17 protein-coding genes are annotated in these 18,921 nt (G+C 44.9%); 8 read left to right on the top strand and 9 right to left on the bottom strand.

The window, feature by feature from the left end; all coding sequences use genetic code 11:
• Nucleotides 1–76 precede the first annotated feature (76 nt).
• The gene (locus AWH61_RS14025; protein ID WP_039225459.1) at nucleotides 77–754 is read left to right on the top strand and encodes a DsbA family oxidoreductase; all 678 of its coding nucleotides are present in this window, start codon (nucleotides 77–79) and stop codon (nucleotides 752–754) included.
• Nucleotides 755–781: 27 nt separating this feature from the next.
• Nucleotides 782–1,774: an XdhC family protein gene (locus AWH61_RS14020; RefSeq protein ID WP_039225462.1), complete on the top strand. Its 993-nt coding sequence runs from the start codon at nucleotides 782–784 to the stop codon at nucleotides 1,772–1,774.
• On the opposite strand, the gene AWH61_RS14015 is transcribed toward AWH61_RS14020, so the two are convergent.
• Nucleotides 1,771–4,401, bottom strand: coding sequence for a TonB-dependent receptor (locus AWH61_RS14015; RefSeq protein WP_075177400.1), 2,631 nt, complete (start codon nucleotides 4,399–4,401; stop codon nucleotides 1,771–1,773). The two genes, AWH61_RS14020 and AWH61_RS14015, sit on opposite strands and share 4 nt — an antisense overlap.
• Before the next feature lie 338 nt (nucleotides 4,402–4,739).
• Between AWH61_RS14015 and AWH61_RS14010 the strand changes: the two genes are divergently transcribed.
• The 4 genes from AWH61_RS14010 (at nucleotide 4,740) to AWH61_RS13995 (ending at nucleotide 8,830) form a co-directional block, all read left to right on the top strand.
• The gene (locus tag AWH61_RS14010; RefSeq protein WP_014949763.1) at nucleotides 4,740–5,426 is read left to right on the top strand and encodes a histidine phosphatase family protein; all 687 of its coding nucleotides are present in this window, start codon (nucleotides 4,740–4,742) and stop codon (nucleotides 5,424–5,426) included.
• 11 nt (nucleotides 5,427–5,437) lie between these two features.
• On the top strand, nucleotides 5,438–6,673 hold the full coding sequence (locus tag AWH61_RS14005; RefSeq protein WP_075177399.1) for an acyl-CoA dehydrogenase family protein: 1,236 nt from the start codon (nucleotides 5,438–5,440) through the stop codon (nucleotides 6,671–6,673).
• A 49-nt stretch (nucleotides 6,674–6,722) separates the two neighbouring features.
• Nucleotides 6,723–7,781, top strand: a complete 1,059-nt coding sequence (locus tag AWH61_RS14000; protein ID WP_075177398.1) for a phosphotransferase family protein — start codon at nucleotides 6,723–6,725, stop codon at nucleotides 7,779–7,781.
• A gap of 74 nt (nucleotides 7,782–7,855) precedes the next feature.
• Nucleotides 7,856–8,830: an NADPH:quinone oxidoreductase family protein gene (locus tag AWH61_RS13995; RefSeq protein ID WP_061486004.1), complete on the top strand. Its 975-nt coding sequence runs from the start codon at nucleotides 7,856–7,858 to the stop codon at nucleotides 8,828–8,830.
• 78 nt (nucleotides 8,831–8,908) lie between these two features.
• Here the strand turns inward: AWH61_RS13995 and AWH61_RS13990 are convergent, their stop codons facing one another.
• The 3 genes from AWH61_RS13990 to AWH61_RS13980 form a co-directional block, all read right to left on the bottom strand.
• Complete coding sequence (locus AWH61_RS13990) at nucleotides 8,909–10,324, bottom strand: alpha-amylase family protein (protein WP_083605958.1); 1,416 nt, start codon at nucleotides 10,322–10,324, stop codon at nucleotides 8,909–8,911.
• A 175-nt stretch (nucleotides 10,325–10,499) separates the two neighbouring features.
• The gene (locus AWH61_RS13985; protein ID WP_075177397.1) at nucleotides 10,500–11,141 is read right to left on the bottom strand and encodes a YchJ family protein; all 642 of its coding nucleotides are present in this window, start codon (nucleotides 11,139–11,141) and stop codon (nucleotides 10,500–10,502) included.
• A gap of 253 nt (nucleotides 11,142–11,394) precedes the next feature.
• A complete protein-coding gene (locus AWH61_RS13980; RefSeq protein WP_049587264.1) occupies nucleotides 11,395–11,805 on the bottom strand; it encodes a hypothetical protein in 411 nt (136 codons plus the stop codon).
• A gap of 328 nt (nucleotides 11,806–12,133) precedes the next feature.
• Here AWH61_RS13980 and AWH61_RS13975 point away from each other — a divergent pair, with 328 nt between their 5' ends.
• Complete coding sequence (locus tag AWH61_RS13975) at nucleotides 12,134–12,532, top strand: YqaA family protein (RefSeq protein ID WP_014998633.1); 399 nt, start codon at nucleotides 12,134–12,136, stop codon at nucleotides 12,530–12,532.
• A 22-nt stretch (nucleotides 12,533–12,554) separates the two neighbouring features.
• On the opposite strand, the gene msrQ is transcribed toward AWH61_RS13975, so the two are convergent.
• Together msrQ and msrP are read right to left on the bottom strand one after the other, a co-directional pair.
• A complete protein-coding gene (gene msrQ, locus AWH61_RS13970) occupies nucleotides 12,555–13,214 on the bottom strand; it encodes a protein-methionine-sulfoxide reductase heme-binding subunit MsrQ (protein ID WP_075177396.1) in 660 nt (219 codons plus the stop codon).
• 97 nt (nucleotides 13,215–13,311) lie between these two features.
• Nucleotides 13,312–14,319, bottom strand: a complete 1,008-nt coding sequence (msrP, locus tag AWH61_RS13965; RefSeq protein WP_075177395.1) for a protein-methionine-sulfoxide reductase catalytic subunit MsrP — start codon at nucleotides 14,317–14,319, stop codon at nucleotides 13,312–13,314.
• Between the two features lie 302 nt (nucleotides 14,320–14,621).
• Here msrP and AWH61_RS13960 point away from each other — a divergent pair, with 302 nt between their 5' ends.
• Nucleotides 14,622–15,449: a hypothetical protein gene (locus AWH61_RS13960; RefSeq protein WP_075177394.1), complete on the top strand. Its 828-nt coding sequence runs from the start codon at nucleotides 14,622–14,624 to the stop codon at nucleotides 15,447–15,449.
• A gap of 60 nt (nucleotides 15,450–15,509) precedes the next feature.
• Here the strand turns inward: AWH61_RS13960 and AWH61_RS13955 are convergent, their stop codons facing one another.
• From AWH61_RS13955 to AWH61_RS13945, 3 genes are all read right to left on the bottom strand, one after another.
• Entirely contained in the window at nucleotides 15,510–16,853 is a 1,344-nt protein-coding gene (locus AWH61_RS13955) for an anti-phage deoxyguanosine triphosphatase (protein WP_075177393.1), read from the bottom strand.
• Between the two features lie 76 nt (nucleotides 16,854–16,929).
• Entirely contained in the window at nucleotides 16,930–17,529 is a 600-nt protein-coding gene (gene yfbR / locus AWH61_RS13950) for a 5'-deoxynucleotidase (protein ID WP_012519109.1), read from the bottom strand.
• Nucleotide 17,530: 1 nt separating this feature from the next.
• Nucleotides 17,531–18,751 (bottom strand): pyridoxal phosphate-dependent aminotransferase, encoded by a 1,221-nt coding sequence (locus AWH61_RS13945; RefSeq protein WP_014976750.1) that lies wholly within the window; start codon nucleotides 18,749–18,751, stop codon nucleotides 17,531–17,533.
• Nucleotides 18,752–18,921 lie beyond the last annotated feature (170 nt).

Raw genomic sequence — 18,921 nt, 5'->3', positions numbered from 1 at the left:
TGGGGTTGAAGTTTCTTTTTGTAACCTTATCTAAGCCCTTATATCTTCATGAATTCAAAAAAAAGCGAGGCCTATCATGGCAGCAAATGAGCAAGGTGTACAAGGTGCGAACGATATGCAGAGAGTAACAGTTAATATGGTTTCTGACGTAGTATGTCCATGGTGTATTGTTGGGTACCAGCGTTTGCAAGAAGCCATTAAAACCCTTGATAACATTGAAGTGGATATTAAGTTTCACCCGTTCGAGCTAAACCCCAATATGCCAGAAGACGGGCAAAACCTTCGCGAGCACATAATGGAAAAGTACGGCATTAGTGAGCAGCAAAGCGCGCAGAACAGAGCGCGGTTAGTAGAAGCGGGCGAGCAATTAGGCTTTTCGTTTAACTTTACTGACGACTCTCGCATGCAGAACACGTTTAAGGCTCACCAACTTATTCACTTTGCTGCAGAAAACGGCCTTGAAGAAGAAATGAAGCTGGCCTTATTTAATGCCTACTTCACAGACGGTAAAAACATTAATGATCTAGGTGTTCTAGTAGCGTTGGCACAGACGGTTGGCCTTGATAAGTCTGAAGCTGAACAAGCGCTTAAAAGTGAAAAATACGCGCAAGCAGTGCGTGAGGAAGAAACTATTTGGATGCAGCGTGGTATTCAGAGTGTACCTACTTTTGTTATTGGTAATCAGGGCGTAGCCGGGGCACAAGAGCCAGCAACATTGGCTGCATTTATTTCCCAAGCAGCATCACAGCAATAAGCAAGTTAAACGGGTTTAGAGGTAGTTATGAGTAATCACGTTAACCATTTGTTGGCCCAGTGGCTTCCACTTAAAAACAAGCATAAGTGGGTGTTAGGTTTTATTTTTAAAACCGAAGGCTCATGCTACCGCAAAGCAGGCGCCATGATGTTGTTTAGTGATGCAGGGCATCAGTTAGGTATATTAAGCGGTGGCTGCTTAGAAAGTGACATCGTTAAAAAAGCCCAGCGAGTAATGACAGACGGGGTAAGTCGTACCGCGGTTTACGATGACGAAGATGAAGAAGACATCGCGTTTAAGCTAGGTGTTGGATGCGGCGGTGTGGTGCACTTAGCACTCGTACCAGTTAACGAGAGTAACCAGTATTTATCGTTGGATGTGGTTAGCAAAAGCTTATCAAACGGAAAAGCGTGTGAGTGGCGCTGCGCTGTAGACGGCACTTTGGGTGATTGCACGGAATTGGAAGACCATTCTGCTAAACCTAGAAAAGCTGTGCTAGACACCGTTGATGGCAAGCGCATGTTGTCGGTTTTGATGCTGCCGCCTATCCACCTACTTGTTGTTGGAGGTGGGTACGACGCTACCTTTATGACTAAGCTTGCTAGTTTGCAGGGCTATTTAGTAAGTCTTTGGGATCCAAGGCCTGCACAAGCAAGACTTGAACACTTTCCCGAGGTAAATTACTTGATTGAAGACCCGTCTACGGAAGGCTTACGTCTTCACATGGGCGAACATAACGTTCAAGCAGCAGTGCTTATGTCCCATCATCGAGAAATTGATGCAAAGGCGCTGCAGGTGCTAAGCAAGCAATCGTTAACCTATACGGCAATGCTCGGGCCACTGCACCGTAAGCAGGAAATTATGGATTTAGCCGGGCTTGGCGATACCAACTTTACTCAGTATTTCGCAAGCCCCGCTGGTTTCGACATTGGTGGTGAGCTACCAGAACATATAGCACTGTCTGTTATTGCTCAGTGCCATGCGGTGTTTCATACCAAACCTACACATTTAAAGCGTTAGAAAGACTTTCTGAAGGTAACGCCAAAGCTTCTAGGCGCGCCTGGGTAGGCCATGATCTTTCCGGTTTGTACGGGTACATCAAAGCCACTTCGCGCAACGTACTCTTCGTCGAAAACGTTGCGCGACCACGCAATAATTTCGCTATCCCATTGTGGGATAGTGAAACTGACGCGAACGTTAAATAATGAAAAGTCGTCAGCGTATTTGTACGGGTCGTTCGCATCATCAAGAAATACGTCGCCCGTGTATTGGTAGTCAATACTGGCGGAGGCTGGATAATTCCCAACTTCGAAATAGTGATTCAGCATAAGAGATAGTGAGTTCTGAGGCTCGAAGCCTACGCGGTCTCCGTCTCTTGAACAGAACGGGTCGTTAGGCGCCACTCGGCCCGGATCGTCAATGCCCGTGTGCCACGTGTACGCAACCCAACACGTACCGCGTTTAAACTCATCAAAGTTCGCCAATGTGCGCGATGCAACAGCGTGTAATTCGGTATTTTCAGTCATTAGCCAAGTTGCTTCAAGTTCTACACCTTTGACTATGATATCGCCCGCATTTTGCAGGTTGAACCCCGTTCCGGTAAAGGTCGTCGCCTGAAAGTCGCTAATTTGTGTATAGTGCGCCGCAGCATTTACGCGCACGCCGTATTCTTCAAAATCGTGTTTTATACCTATTTCAGCACTTCGCGATTTTTCAGCATCAAAAAGCGGGCTAAGCGAAGGTAAGATTCTGTCGGTATTCGTACCGCCAGCTTTGTAACCAGTCGCAAAACTGGCGTAGGTTAGCGTGTTGTCATTAGGGTGATAAGCCAGTTTTACCGTGCCGGTTAACTGTGAATCATCAAGCTCTTCGTTTAAGTCAGGGCGCGGCATAACCGCTGCAGATCCCAAGAAAAAATATCCCCAGCCCGCTTGTTGAAATGGTGCTATTGCGTTAAGGGACTGTGCTGTAGGAGCTTGTCCCGCCGCTAACGCAGCAGCGATGTTTTGTAACCCCACTACAGCACGACCTACATTAGGCCATTGCGCTGGGTCTTGAGTTAGTCCATCAATACCAGGCCCTTGCTCATCGTAGGCTCCGATAATCGACTTTTCTTCGCGGGTATAGCGTAAGCCCGTTGTTAAGGTGAAATCACTGTTTAACAGCCAATCCAGCTGAGAGAATAAAGCAATACTATCTTGCTCTTGATAGGCGCTGTGCGCGAAAGCAGTACCGGACGGCGCGGGTGCTGCAGCAGGCGCAATAAAGCCTGATGTAACTGCAGATAGCTCGTTGATGGCGTTAGCCAAAGGCAGCAGATCGGGCGCGGCGGCATTAAAGAACGCACTAAAATCATCTTGCGTGGTAGTATCAAAGGTTAGATCTAAGTTTTGGCTGTAATAGTAAACACCTATTAAACCGCGCACATCTTCACTGGTGTAATGTAATCTAATTTCTTGAGAAAACGACTGCTGCTTAGCGTCGTTAGTGGCAGTAAGAAGGTCCGCATCAGAAAAGTCGGTATCTACCGTATCTAAGCTGTCAAACGCGCGGTACGCGCTTATGCTCACTAAATCCCATGCTTTGTTTAAAGCCACATCTACTTGAACTGATAGTCCTTTGTCTTTCATTTTTGAAAGGGGAGTTTGCGACAGCGAGGTTTTATAGTCATAAAAGTTATCGCGCCCGTAAATAGTTGCATTAAACGGCGGTTGTAGCAGCAGCGCATCAGTACCCAATTTACCCGCTATGTCATTAGCCTGAATATTGTTTTGAAAAGTTAGTGCGCCGCAGCACCGTTCGTCTAGCTCGCCGTAATCAGCGATAAGCCGTACGCTAATGTCAGCTGTTGGAGTGTAAAGCAGCTGTGCTTTTATCGCAGAACGGTTACGGTTATTTAGGGTTTGTCCGCTGCGCTCGTCGGTAATGAAACCGTCACTGTGAGAACTAAAGCCAGATACTCGCATGGCGAGTACATCGTCGATAAGCGAAAACGACGAGCCAGCGCTTAAACGAACCAAGTTATCATTGCCGATGATGGCTTCGGCAAAGCCGTCGCGCTCGTCGTGTGAAGGTGCGACCGTAGTTAACGTCATTGCGCCAGCGGCGGTATTCTTTCCGAATAGTGTGCCCTGTGGCCCACGCAACACTTCAATAGATTCAATATCGACTAAGTCGTTAATTAACGCGTTTTGTCGTGCACGGTACACACCATCTACGTATAAACCCACCGAAGACTCGAAGCCGAAGTTTTGTGAAGACGTGCCAATGCCGCGTATTGAAAACCCTGAATTTGTTACGCTTTGATTTTGAAACGCGCCAAAAGCAGGTACGTAGTTTTGCAGGTCAAACACATCTCGGCTAACTGTTTCAACTAGGTCTTGACCTGAAAGCGCAGTGACCGCAACGGGCACATCTTGCAAGTTTTGACTGGTCTTTTGCGCCTGTACAACAATGTGTTCCAGCGCCTTTTTGTTATGCGGAGTAGATAGATCATTCTCATCGGCGTGAGCGTGGGGAGCCAAAGCAAGTGTCGACGAGACAATAGAGGCAATAAACGGCGAACTACATAGGCAACGCGTAATGGCGTTTTGGGGTGTAGATATGCTTGAGCTATTACAAGACAAAGCGTGTGTAAGTGACTTCATTTTGGTTCTTTTTATTTTTCAAAAGCGGGGGGCTTTAAACAAAATTAATCACGACAAGGTCGCGTCCAAATGCGTACAGTCCTTTACATTTTAAATACGCCAACTTCCCTATGACGTCGTGTAGTGCTTTTTCACTATACAATCTAATGAACATATATTGCACGCATTTGAAGCTATCATGTCAAATTTTGTTCGCAACGTGCAAAAAGCGAACAGATATTTGGCAGTGAATAGTTTCACATGATGCATACTCATTCAAAATATCAATTAAACTTATATCGCTGTTTTCCTTAGTATGTTGGTTGAAAGTTAACATATTAATAACATCAGGCAGCGGTATGACAGACATCTATTTAGTGCGACATGGTCAAGCGTCTTTTGGCAAAGCGAACTATGACAAACTTAGTGAACTGGGTGGGCAACAGGCCATTTGGCTTGGTGACTATTTCAAGCATCGCAATGTTGAATTTGATGCAGTTTTCTCTGGCGACATGGTAAGGCATCACGAAACCAAAGACGGTATTGCCTCGGGTATTGCTACTGAAGACTATACGCTACCTGAAGTTACGGTGAATAGCGCCCTGAATGAATTCAATTTTCAGGCAGTGGCTACCGCCTATTTAACTCGCTACCCAGAAGCAAAAGTACCTGAAGGTGCTTCGCCTTCTGAATATTACCGATTGCTAAAAAAAGCAATGCTTGCCTGGTCGCAAGACGAATTGGCGCATGAACTCCTTGATGAAACATGGGGTCAGTTCGAAGACAGAGTTCACAGTATGCTCACGCACCTTCAAAGTATAGATGCGAAGCGTGTTCTCGTTGTGAGTTCTGGCGGTGCAATTGCCATGATGCTCAAACACATTCTTGGCTACGATGCGGCCACCGTTGTGAATATGAATTTGCAGATCCGAAACGCCAGTTTTTCTCAATGCTTTGCCAATGCGCGAGGCGTTCACCTTAATAACTTCAACAGCGTACCTCACCTGGATGTGATTGACAGGTTACACGCCATTACCTACAGCTAAATGGGGCAGTTATGAACTTTGAATATAATGAAAAGACCCAAGCACTTTTAGAAAAACTAAAAGCGTTTATGAAAGAAGAAGTGTATCCAATTGAAAAGGAATACATTCACGCCGTAGAAAATGGCTCTGCCAACAATGGCGAAGGCCGTTGGAAAACGCCTGAAATGATGCATACATTGAAAAAGCGTGCAAAAGAAGCGGGCCTTTGGAATCTATTTTTACCTGAAGAATATAAGCCATATGGCGCGGGCTTGACTAACGCAGAGTATGCACCACTTTGTGAAGAAATGGGCAGAGTTTTGTTTAGCTCTGAAATCTTCAACTGTAGTGCGCCAGATACCGGCAATATGGAAGTGCTTGCGAAATACGGTAACGAGAGTCAGAAAAAGCAGTGGTTAGAGCCTCTCTTAAACGGGGAAATACGCTCAGCCTTTGCTATGACAGAGCCAGCAGTGGCATCAAGTGACGCGACAAACATCGAAACTTCCATTAAGCGCGATGGTGATGAATACGTTATTAACGGTCGTAAGTGGTACACCAGCGGTGCTATGAATGAAAACTGTAAGATTATGGTTGTAATGGGCAAAACTGATTTCGATGCGCCTCGTCACCAGCAGCAGTCTCAAATCTTAGTTCCTATGGACACCAAGGGTGTAACTATTGTTCGCCCAATGGCAGCAATGGGCTATTACGACGAGCCTATTGGTCATGCTGAAGTCTTGTTTGAAAACGTACGTGTACCGGCAGAAAACTTACTGCTTGGTGAAGGGCGTGGTTTTGAAATCGCACAAGGGCGCTTAGGCCCGGGCCGTATTCACCATTGTATGCGCCTTATTGGCTGTGCACAGCGCGCGCTCGATATGGCCTGTGAACGAGTTGAAAGCCGAGTGGCGTTTGGCAAACCGTTGTCAAAACAGCAATCGGTTAGAGAAAGCATTGCGCAGATGCACTGTGATATTGAACAGGCGCGTCTGCTTACGTTGAAAGCGGCTGATAAGATGGATCGCTATGGCAACAAAATATCGCGCGACCTTATCGCTGCTATCAAGATAGTTGCACCTACTATGGCCTGTAACGTTATCGACCAAGCCATTCAGATGCACGGCGCTGCAGGTACAAGCCAAGATTTCGTATTGTCTGCCATGTATGCTTATGCGCGTACTATCAAGCTGGCAGATGGCCCTGATCAGGTTCACATGATGCAGTTAGGTCGTAATCTTATTGCTGAAAAAGCAGTCGCTGAATAAGTCAGTGTTGTAAATAAACAATACAAAAAATTACGGGTAAGGAGTGAATGTGTCTAAAGACAATGCGAAAGCCCCACATGTCATAGATTTAGCAGTGCTGAATTCGTATTTATCTTCTGCGTGCCCGAGTATTGGGCACGTCAAAAGTGCTGAGAAATTTGCGGGTGGGCAATCGAACCCGACGTTTAAACTTACTACGGATAACGGCGTTTATGTATTACGCCGTCAACCTCCGGGCAAATTACTGAAATCGGCCCATGCAGTTGACCGAGAATTTCGCGTTATCAACGCGTTGCAGGGCTCAGAAGTGCCTGTGCCCAAAGCGTACCATTTATGTGAAGATACCAGCATAATCGGTAGCATGTTTTACATTATGGCCTATGTTGAAGGTGACATTTTCTGGAATAGCGCACTGCCTGAAATAGCGTCTTCTGCTATTCGCGGTGCCATGTATGATGAAATGAACCGGGTGCTTGCAGCGCTTCACAGTGTAGATATTGAAAGCGCAGGCTTACGCGATTATGGAAAGCCTGGCAGCTACTTTGAACGTCAGCTAAGCAGGTGGACAAAGCAGTATAGAGCGTCAGAACTTGAGCATGTTGAAGAAATTGAAAGTCTTATTCAGTATCTTGAGGCCAACCTGCCAAAAGATGATGGTCAAGTCTCGTTGGTCCATGGCGATTTTCGTTTAGACAACATGATGTTTGATATGTCTGACCCTAAAAACCCAAGAGTAGTCGCGGTACTTGATTGGGAATTATCAACGTTGGGGCATCCGTATGCCGATTTGGCTTACCAATGTATGCAGTTGCGCCTTCCCTCTGACATTGCGCACGCAGCTGGGTTAGGTGGTTTAGACAGAGAGCAGTTAGGCATTCCAAGTGAACAAGAATATATCAATGCGTATTGCGAGCGAAGAGGTATTGATGCCATTAGCAATTGGACGTTTTACCTCGCATTTAGTTTTTTCCGTTTAGCCGCTATTTTACAAGGCGTGGTAAAACGCGCACACGATGGCAATGCGTCAAGCGAGAAGGCTATGCAATTAGGCGCAATGGTGCGACCTCTGGCGCAAATTGCGAACCAAACCATTCACCAAAGCGAATAAACGCCATATAACCTATTTAATGACAGGTCATGCTATCAATAGCGTGCTCGTCGAACAAAGCAACTGGAGACAGTATGAAAGCAATTGTATGCGAATCTTTTGGACCACTTGAAGAACTTCAATTTAAAGACGTTGCAGACCCGCAAGTAAAAAAAGGGCATGTAGTCGTAAATGTTGAAGCCGCAGGGGTGAACTTTCCAGACGGACTATTGGTGCAAGGTCTGTATCAAATGCAGCCAGACTTCCCGTTTATTCCTGGCAATGAAGTGGCAGGCACCATATCTGAAGTAGGTGAGGGCGTAAGCCATTTAAAAGAAGGGCAACGAGTTATTGCGTTGTCTAACTTAGGTGGTTACGCAGAAAAAGCGCTGATCCCTGCCACTCATGTTATGCCGTTACCTGATCCCATCCATGTTAATGAGGGGGCTGCTCTTGTAACTGCGCATGCGACAGCACATCACGCGTTAAAGCAGCGCGCAAAACTGCAGCCAGGCGAAACACTGGTTGTAACCGGCGCAGCGGGTGGTACTGGCTTAGCAGCAGTGCAAATAGGCAAGATTATGGGCGCTAAAGTTATTGCAGTTTGCTCAACAGAAGAAAAGCTGGCGCTTGCTAAAGAGTATGGCGCAGACGTTTTAATTAACTACAAAGAAAAAGATCTCAAAGAAACGCTGAAAGAAGTCACAGGCGGCAAAGGTGTCGATGTAGTTTATGAATGCGTTGGCGGTGACACATTCCACGCTTGCAGCCGCAGTATGGCATGGGAAGGTCGTTTACTTGTGGTTGGCTTTGCTGGCGGTGAGATCCCGAAATTCCCGGTTAATTTAGCGCTTGTAAAAGGCTATTCAGTCATGGGGGTATTTTGGGGCTCGTTTACTCAGCACGATCCAAAAGGCTTTGCTGAAAACATGCAAGAGCTTTTAACTTGGTATGTGCAAGGTAAGGTTAAGGTGGTCGTAGATGAAGCATTACCCTTAGAACAAGCAACGAAAGCCATGGCCAAGGTAATGAACCGGGAAGTGAAAGGCAAGATGGTGCTTGTGCCCTGATCCTACAAGCCTGACAAGAAGGTAACTTAACGAAAAGCCTGAACAATCGATGTTCAGGCTTTTCTTGTTAACAATGGGTTATTCCATAAGCCACATTCGGGCGCTTCTTCCTGGTACATAGAACTTGTGCCACTGAGTTGTAATATATTGCACATCATTACTTAACGTATCTCGGTAATTTCTATACCACCACAAATTGTCCGTAGATGTATCTACCCATATATCTTGGCCGTCTGCGCATTTATTAATACCCACAACGCCTTGATGGTCACGCTTGAAGAAAATAACGCAGTCATTATGACTTACCACTTGCATGCCACTGCCCTGAACTCCGTTATGGAATTTAACCATACCCTTGATGTCATCACGCTTGTACAAATCTACCCAACGATTATCGCCACTTTCATTGTTATCTGAGTACAGTAATGGAACACCACCGTCACGCCCTAGTACATAGGCATTTGCCAAATGTTCGTCGGTAGGGTCAAGTAACTGGTAGCGGAAGCCGTCGTTTAGCGGGATGTCGTGGGTAATACTAAATGTGATGGCCTTGTCGCCTGATAAAGCCTGACCGTACGCACCTGGGTCAACTAAGGCATTCATCGAACCACCGAAGCTAAATGCACTGCGTATTTGCGCGAAAAGCGGGAAGTCGTAGGCCGAGTGACCTGTTGCTGATAAATAAGGTGCAAGGAAGTTATCATACTCACTAGAGCCTGCACCGCCCGTGGTAATTATTTCTCCGAAAACATGCACGCCGTTTTTTATATTGCTGTCGAACACCGCGTTGATATGATAGTTGGTCATGTGCTTTGCAGCATCAACGCGGAAACCGGTTACACCCATGTCTTTTAACGCCTGAAGATACGCTTTTTGCTGGGCTACTACCCAATTATTGGGGTCTAGGTCGGGCAAGCCAGGATCTGGCGCGGCGCCGCATAATCTATTGTACTGAACATCGCCCACGTCGCTGTAGTTACTAATGCACTTAGGACCACCTTGATCATACGTACCGTGGAAGTCACCACCGCCAAAAAGGCCGCTACTTACATCACCAAATAATGTGATGCCATTGTAGTATCCCTGATTTGAAGAGTACTGCTGTAGTATTTCACTTCCGGGGTAGTTTAAGTCTGAACGTTTCCATGCTTCGTTCGCCATATGATTAAAGACAATATCCGCATAGGTCTCTACACCTTTGGCATTTAATGCATTAACCATCGCTTGAAAGTCAGCAGTGTCACCTAGTGGGTTATCAATAACTCGATAGTCCTGTGGTTGATATCGCGCCCACCACTGGTCACCTGTCGATTTATAAGCAGGCGAAACAAGTACTTTGGTGTAACCAAGATCCGCAATTTCCTGGGCTTTTGCGGCTACGTCGTCGTAGGTCCAGTTAAATGCGTGTAGTATAACGTCGGCATAGCTTTGATAACTTAATGTACTCAGTGCTGCGCCTATTAGAACGCCTGCCGCATGTTTCTTCATCTTCATAGTGTGTCCTATTTTATGTGGGAGCGAGATAAAAGATGAAAGCAATGCTTACATTTTGTTTACAAATAATAAACATCATGCATACGTATTCAATTCACCTTTAATTTTAAATTAAAGGAAAGGTGAACAATCAAGACGAGCAGGGAAGGGAGTACAGTTAGTTATTGCAATTGGGTTAGCCGCTCTTAGTTGCGCAGCACTGTTTGAATTTTTTGTTGCTACCGCAAACACAAGGTAGGTTTCTCCCGTATTTAATTTTGCCGCAGTCGTCGTGTAATACGCCGTCGTGGTAACGCCACTTACCGTCTTCAACACTAAAATTCGACGTTTCGTGAAGCTGATACATGCTTTTATTTTCAAAATAGTAAGCAGTGAATTCAACAATGGCATTATTGGGTTTGGTGATGGGTTTGGAGATGGACTTTAAATTAGTCTTAGAGATTGGCTCGGCGTTGGTTACTGCTTCGACTTTAGCGTCAGCATGTACAGTACTGTCTATCGAACTATCTTCAGTACTACTGACCGAGTTACCTACCAAGCTATCTACGGAGTTATCTACGGAGCTAGCCGCTAGAGTGGGGTGTACTTTAAGTGCGAACCATGTCGCACCTTGTGCGCTTTGCGCCAAATCCTCTACAGAGAGACCCTGCTGCTTTTCTTTGGTGTAGGTTTCAAGAATATATTGATAATGCGCTGTGGCGTAGGCTGAAAACCGGGAGCGCATAAGTTGCTCTGCAGAACTAGGGTGTTTATCACCCTTAATAAAAGGCTCGCAGCATTCGTCGAAGGATTTTGATGAGCAACAGTAACAGCGCATAAGACAACTCGCAGTTTAAGAGTAAAACAAAGCGCTACAGTATAAGTATAAGTTGCGTGAGCCCCAACTTTTTTAAACGTAAATGTTGCCGATATTCAAAGATTCCTTGGCGGTCCATGCCAAAGGGTACATGTCAGAGATTCCACGCCAAAGAGTTGTATGAAAATAAATATTTAGGTTTTGTTTACGCACCGCCATTCAGGCAAACGTAAGATGGGGCAAACGCAAGATGTAAGCATAAACAGGCTTTGTATTACCAAGGACCTAATGCTACGTTTTGTTCGTCATTAATGCTGTTAACACGTACATTCACTAGGCTGACAGAATAAAGCTCACACAGCTTTCTGATCATTTCACTATCGGTTGGTTGAAGGTCTAAATCAATGTTTTCCACATACAGTGTTTTACACTGGCCACCTGTAATCAGCTTACTGATCCATTCGGGCATTTTTTCTTTTTCAGGTTTCTGAATACGGATAGCGTGATCTACAGATTTAGAAAACGACACCGTATTTGAAAGCAGATAATTCCAACCTTTGTCGTTAGTTCCTTTTCCATTACCTTGTTTTTCGCCTGGAAACCCTTCTATCGGCAAAGGTAGTTGAACAACATTTGAAACCGAAGCGCGCAAAGCATTAAATCGTGAAACTGAAGATGTGTTCATAGTAAAACCCTTTATGCATTTGCCCTGAAGTTCATAGTTTGAACTTCGGGAATATTGTTATTAATTGATACTGGTTACTTATACAGTGTGTATGTGTATACAGTATTCTCAAAGGAGGGATTTGGCAAGTATTTAGTTGTACTTTTTTCACACAAATTGGTGTTTTCTAAGTAACTACATAAAAGATAATGGTTTTTTTGTGCTATCGAATTCTGAAGGAAGTATTCATACTCCGATTAAGGTAAGATGCGCGCGAATTTTACATAGAAAACTACTGTATAAAGCTGGAGGAGCGTTGAGCGTATTAATACATTTAGGCTACTTGGGGATGTTCTTATCGGCATTTTTGGCTGCCACTATATTGCCTTTTAGTTCTGAAATTGTGCTTAGTGCTTTATACAGTAGTGGGTTGAGCTGGGTGTTGTTGCTTGTTGTTGCTTCGTTAGGAAATGTACTCGGCTCGGTGGTTAATTATGCATTGGGCTTCAAGTTCGGAAAAGAAATTGCGACCGATAAGTTAAAAGTGAGCGAAGCAGCGTTTAACCGTGCAAGCTACACCTTTACAAAGTGGGGGAAGTGGAGTTTGTTTTTATGCTGGGTACCTATTATTGGCGACCCTATTACTTTAGTAGCAGGTGTACTTAGAAGCCCATTTTGGTTTTTTATTCTTGCGGTAACGCTTAGCAAAACAGCGCGTTATGCTGCGCTGCTTTACGTGCTCGTTTAAAAGGTTTTCGACTTTAGTTTTCTCACGCCACTGCGTTTTTGTCTCTCGACTTCTTTTGACTTTTCTTCTGATACGTCACATACCACAGCTTCATTCTTGGGCTCATTAATATCAGTCCAATCATCCAATACCAAACGGGCTCTTGCCAAAACGTCTTCTGCGACCAGCTGAAATGAAGTAGTGCAAGGGGCAGGATCAGGTAAATGCTGTTGTGAAGCTTCTGCCACTTTTTTCCCATGTTGCGCTGGATACGCTTGAACGACGTAGCGGTGAGAGCAAAAAGAAGAAGTAACGCTGCCATGCCAACAATGATGTATGGCCTGCTTACTATCTCGCTAGCCACTAGTGCCATATCAAGCTGGATTTCAAACACAATGTATGTGAGCAGGTGTGCAAAGGCGTACACAAAGGTGTATACGCCAATCATACGTCTGAATTGCATCGGTTCTGGGCTTGGTAGCCATTTAGCAATTGGGCTAAGAGTAAGCGTTAGTAAAAGAAAGTGAATTGCCCAGGTTCCAGTCTCATTGATGAGCGTGTTTACAGGGTCTGGACCAAGCTGATCGGTTACCCCTGCAAAAAACAACCAGGCGATATAGCCCAATGCGAAAAGGTGAATAAGACCTTTTAGGCTGCGGCGTTGCCAAACAGAGAGTCGAAATGGTTTTTTTCTTAACGGCATTAAATGAACAACTTAATAATAATGTTTAATAGCTTCGGTCATGAGATATTGGTTAGAAGGGCTAGCTATTTGCTCGTAGCCCTATAAAACGTACCAGCTAGTAATAACGGGATAAGTCCATATCTTTGTATAGCGGCGCGACTTCGCTGTAACCGTTGAACATTTGGGTGTCGATGCGATTTCTGGCGAGTAGCCCACCTGTGGTTATTCTACGCTCGCTGGCCTGGCTCCACCTTGGGTGCGACACGTTTGGATTCACGTTGGCGTAAAAGCCATACTCGTTGGCGGCCAGTCGATTCCATGTGGTAGGCGGTTTCTTATCGGTAAGGCGAATTCTCACAATAGACTTAATGCTCTTAAAACCATACTTCCACGGTACAACAAGCCTAATAGGCGCACCGTTTTGAGGTGGCAAGGTCTTCCCGTAAAGACCAACCGACATGAGCGTTAACGGGTGCATGGCTTCGTCGAGACGCAAACCCTCTACGTAAGGGTAATCAATACCACCACCGGTAAAGCGGCTTCGTTGACCGGGCATTTGCTCAGGGTCGTATAGGGTTTCAAACGCCACATACTTGGCTGACATTAATGGCTCGGCTTGTTTTAACAACGCCCCCAACTCAAACCCAATCCAAGGCACCACCATCGACCATGCTTCCACACAGCGCAAGCGGTAAATGCGTTCTTCAAGGGGAAAACGCTTTGTTAAGGCATCGTGATCAAGCTCAATGGGGTTTTTAACCATCCCGTCAACTTTTAACGTCCATGGATTAGTTTGAAATTCAGTCGCATTTTTGGCTGGTGCATCTTTAGATGTGCCAAACTCATAGAAGTTGTTGTAGCTGGTCACTTTATCTTCAGGCGTTCGGGTTTCCGTTACTTGAAACTTAGGGGGCTGACTATACTCCAGCGCCTTTCCCTTAAACGCTGCCTTCTCTTCTTCATCTTCCCAAAACCAACCGGCAGCGCCTGCCGACTTCGCCAATAGCGTAGACGCTCCCATAAAGCCCATAGATTTGAGCAATGAACGGCGACTCTTGTAAACGTCTTCATTGGTTATGTCGTTGTCTGTTAATTTTACTGAGGGTTTAAATGGTTTTGCCATTACTTTACCTTTATCTGCCCGTTAAAAAACGCCGTATCTAAATAAGCTGCTCCGCGTATACTTCATGCCATGAGGATGTTCTAGCGCGCATTAAGCTTTACTTGATGTCTTACCAATGCTGTTAATACGAGACCACAGCAATTAAGTTTTAGGTACGTATTAAATTAGACCTTAGAAATCGGTATTAAATTTCATGAAAGGGTGGTGCTGTTACCATTCTTCGATTTTGACATGCTGTAATAATGGCAGTAGTGTTTAAATCAAACAGGAAAGTTGATGTCAACAGCAAAGGAAAGCACCCTATGAGAGTATTTTCGGCAATCGTGTTTGTCTTGTGTGTGCATGTGGCAAATATCAGTTGGGCTAACGAATTATCTAACATCGATGCATTTCCTTTTATCGAGCGTAGTTCAGATAAAAGTGCAGCCCTATATCACTCCATTATTTCGGGCACCCCAAATCAAAGCGAAGCTTCTACGCTTAGTGTAATTGAAAACATATTAACTGACCCCAACGTGCAATTGCCCGATATGGTAGTCGCCTCACTCGGTCTTCAATTTTTATCAGCGAACATCGCTAACGGTACTTCTCCACTTTTGCTGGAAGATATATCCGACCTGTATGAAAAAGCCAAAGCAAATTTTGTGAAGGATAGGTCGCAACTTCGAAATTTTTTAAGCTGTACGCTTTATGGAAATAAGAAAGTTAAATATACCCTTAAAGCGTTGGACACTTTGGTTGATGCAAATGATGAATTCTTTAATCAAGTCCAAATGAGGCACTTTAGAGAAACAGACCACCTAACGCGAAGTTTAGCTGCTCAAATGTATGGGATGGTTACTAGAGAAACAATTTTTATGGCGAAAACGCATCGCGCAATCCTTAACTTTCACAAACGCTATCCCGAAAGCGTATTAGATGAGCGCATTGATGTTGCGTTGCTATTGCGAAATTTAGCGGTGGGCTATAATCAAATGCGCGCCCAATCCCTTGAGTTAAGTACAAAGCGCTTGATCAAACAACTTGAAAATGAAGGCGTAATACCTGCGGCATCGCTAAGAAACAGAGTGTACAGCTATATTGAAATTGAACACATTCCTTGGTTGGTAAGTACGTCTACTCGTTTATAAGTTAAGTTCGAGCCATTCTTAGAAAAAGTAACTGCACGATTTGTTATTTAGCCGATTGGTCTACATATGCAGACTATCTTGAATACCGCCTTGTTTAGGTGAAAAGATATTACTGTATAGGCGAGATGCGAATTCATCGGTCATACCCGATATATAGTCAGCGAGAACGCGCATACCATTGCCGCTCTCACAGGCCTTACGCCAGCGAACTTGGGTGTTTTCGGGAAGTAAGCGGTCAGGATCTGATGCAAAGGCTTCAAAAAGCTCCATAACCACCAGCTGTCCTTTGTATTCAAGAAGCTGCACATCGGGGCGGCGTATTACTTTGTTAAACACAAAGCGTTTGAAAAGCTCCAAGGCTTGTGCAAAATGTTCAGGCATTACGGCGTTGAACGCCAGTAACGGGTGAGCGAAACCCTCAACGCCTTTTATTTCAATAGCTGTAATAAAGCTATTCACCAGCGCGCCTATGGCATTTTTTCTTTCGTGATGTGCAGCGCTAAATAGCTTATTGGTTAGCACTTCTATATTGTCTGACAGCCACGGTACATCTAGCGCTTTTAGCGGCGTGGTTACATCCTCGACAAAGTGATGCTTGTCGACCATATCCATTACAATGGCATCTTCTAAGTCGTGAATGCCATAGGCGATATCGTCAGACAGCTCCATAATTGAGCAGTCGAACGATTTAAATTGCGTTTTACTGTGTGCATTCAGTTTTGCAGTAAACTGCATAAACCCATCTTTATCTTCATTGCTAAATGGTGCAAGTAGCCAGTCGAATAGGGGCTCATCGCAGCGAAACAGACCTTTTGGCGGATGCCAGTCGTGGGCCTTTACCTGACGAAGTGAAACAGGGCGCTCTGGCGTAGGTCCTTTACTATGAAGGGCATCGATAAAATTCGGATATTTAACCAAGCCTAACACGCTTCTTCTGCATAAATTCATGCCGTGTTCGGCGGTATAGGGCTCTAGCTGAGTGATGATCCTAAAAGTTTGTCCGTTTCCTTCAAACCCGCCGTATTGGTGCATCATGTAATTAAGCGCAATTTCACCACCATGGCCGAATGGGGGATGACCAATATCGTGAGCCAAGCAGAGGGTTTCGATTAACGTAGGATCAAGCGCTAACGTCGAGGCAATATCTGGAAATTTCACCCAAAGTTGGGCAGTAATACCGGTGCCAATTTGGGCGGCTTCTAGAGAGTGGGTTAGTCGAGTGCGATAGAAGTCGCTCAGCCCCACACCGAGCACCTGGGTTTTTGCCTGCAATCTACGAAAGGCAGCGCTGTGAAGAACGCGCGCTTTATCACGTTGATATGGATTGCGATGATCGCCGTCTCTTGTTTCGCTACGGGGTAAACGACGCTCGTGTAATGCTAATTCCCAATCGCTTGTTGCCAAAAAAACCTCGCTGCCTTGCTGTGTATGCTACTTCTTTTCGTCAGTATAGTGATTTAAGCGCTGTTAATCGCCTCGCTCACATATCGTCTTGCGTAATTTCATCAAGACTTAAAGAAAAGCTTGGTACGTAACGCGTTAAGAAGTAGTCCACCTCTTCAGAATGATATTCTTTAAGGGTTTTATCTAATCGTTTCTTAGCCAGCTTAAACTCTTGGTTACCAGCAGCTAATTCTTCAAGCGTTTTTAGGTAAGCGCAAAGTACGTCTGCTGCTTTCACAATAAAAGCTTCTTCTTCACTATGGTAGTGATGATCAATAAGCGCCGCATAGTCTTCTCGAAATGCCTCTGGTGCCATTTCAATTAGCTTGTTCTCTGCGATTTTTTCGATCTTTTTATATTCTTCTTTAATCGCAGGGTTAAAATATTTCACTGGGGTAGGGAGGTCTCCAGTGAGTACCTCCGACACGTCGTGAAATATTGCCATGGTAGCAATACGATCAGGGTTTAGTGTGCCGCCAAAAAACTTATTTTTTATTAAAGCAAGTGCGTGGGCAACCATGGCCACCTGCAAACTGTGCTCCTGCACATTTTCTGTGCGCACGTTGTGCATTAGCGGCCAGCGATTAATAAGCTTTAAGCGCGCCAGGTGCGCAAAAAAGTGACTTTTATCAGACACATTACGCCCCTTGCTTATACGTTCTAAAGAAGTTGCCAATACGATGCAGAGCAGGCACCAATACATCGCTGTGCGGTAAAAATACTAATCGGAAATACGTGCCTTCAGTAAGGTTAAACGCGCGACCATGTACCAACAGAATTTTTTCAGAGCTTAATAAGTCCAGCACCATTTGTTCGTCGTTTTGAATGTTGAATTTCTTCTCATCCACTTTAGCGAAACAATACATGGCACCTTTAGGTTTAACGCACGAAATACCGTCAATGCCGTTTAGCATATCTGTGGTGACGTCGCGCTGAATGCGAAGGCGCCCGTTTTCTTTCACCAAGTCGTCAATACTTTGATAGCCGCCTAACGCTGTTTGAATGGCACTTTGACAAGGTACATTCGCGCACATTCGCATGGAAGACAGAATATTAAGCCCTTCAATATAGTCAGACGCTAATCGCTTGTTGCCGCTTACTACAAGCCAACCTGAACGAAAGCCCGCCACACGGTAGTTTTTGCTTAAACCGCCAAAGGTAACAAAAAAAACATCGTCAGCCAGTGAAGCAATACTGGTGTGTTTTGCTTCATCGTAAAGAATTTTGTCGTAAATCTCGTCGCTAAATACAACAAGTCCGTGTTCGCGGGCGACTTCAACCACATCTTGTAAAAGGGCTTTGTCGTAAACTGCGCCGGTTGGGTTGTTAGGGTTGATCAGTACGATCGCGCGAGTTTTACTGGTGATTTTACTTTTTATGTCGTCAATATCTGGGAACCAGCCTGCTTGCTCGTCGCAGCGATAATGAACGGGTGAACCTGACGACAGGCTAACTGCTGCTGTCCAAAGCGGGTAGTCAGGGCTTGGAATAAGCACTTCATCGCCATGATTAAGTAGCGCCTGCATTGCCATCATAATTAACTCAGATACGCCGTTACCAATATAAACGTCGTCTACACGGATGTCTTTAATGTTTCGCTGCTGGTAGTACTGCATCACGGCCACACGGGCAGCATAAATTCCTGTCGAGTCTGAATATCCTTGAGACGTAGGCAGGTTATGAATAACGTCTTTTACGATATCGTCAGGGGCTTCAAATCCAAATGGGGCAGGGTTACCGATATTCAGCTTTAATATGCGGTGTCCTTCGTCTTCCATTTTGCGTGCTTGCGCAGCGATTGGGCCTCTAATGTCGTAACAAACGTTATCTAATTTATGTGAGCGAGATACAGTTTTCATGGTCTATCTGGTTGATTTACATACCCTGAGATTATCGCAATACAAAGCCATATGCGATGGCCTTTTTGCAGTATTTCTGCTTTAAGCACTACTTTTTTCACCAAGTGACTATTTATTGACCATATAACGAGATGAATGATCCGCTTGTCACTTAAGTATAAAATTTATGT

Source organism: Alteromonas sp. W12 (assembly GCF_001924945.1).
Classification (GTDB): Bacteria; Pseudomonadota; Gammaproteobacteria; order Enterobacterales; family Alteromonadaceae; genus Alteromonas; species Alteromonas macleodii.
This window is presented reverse-complemented; position numbering and strand designations above follow the sequence as displayed.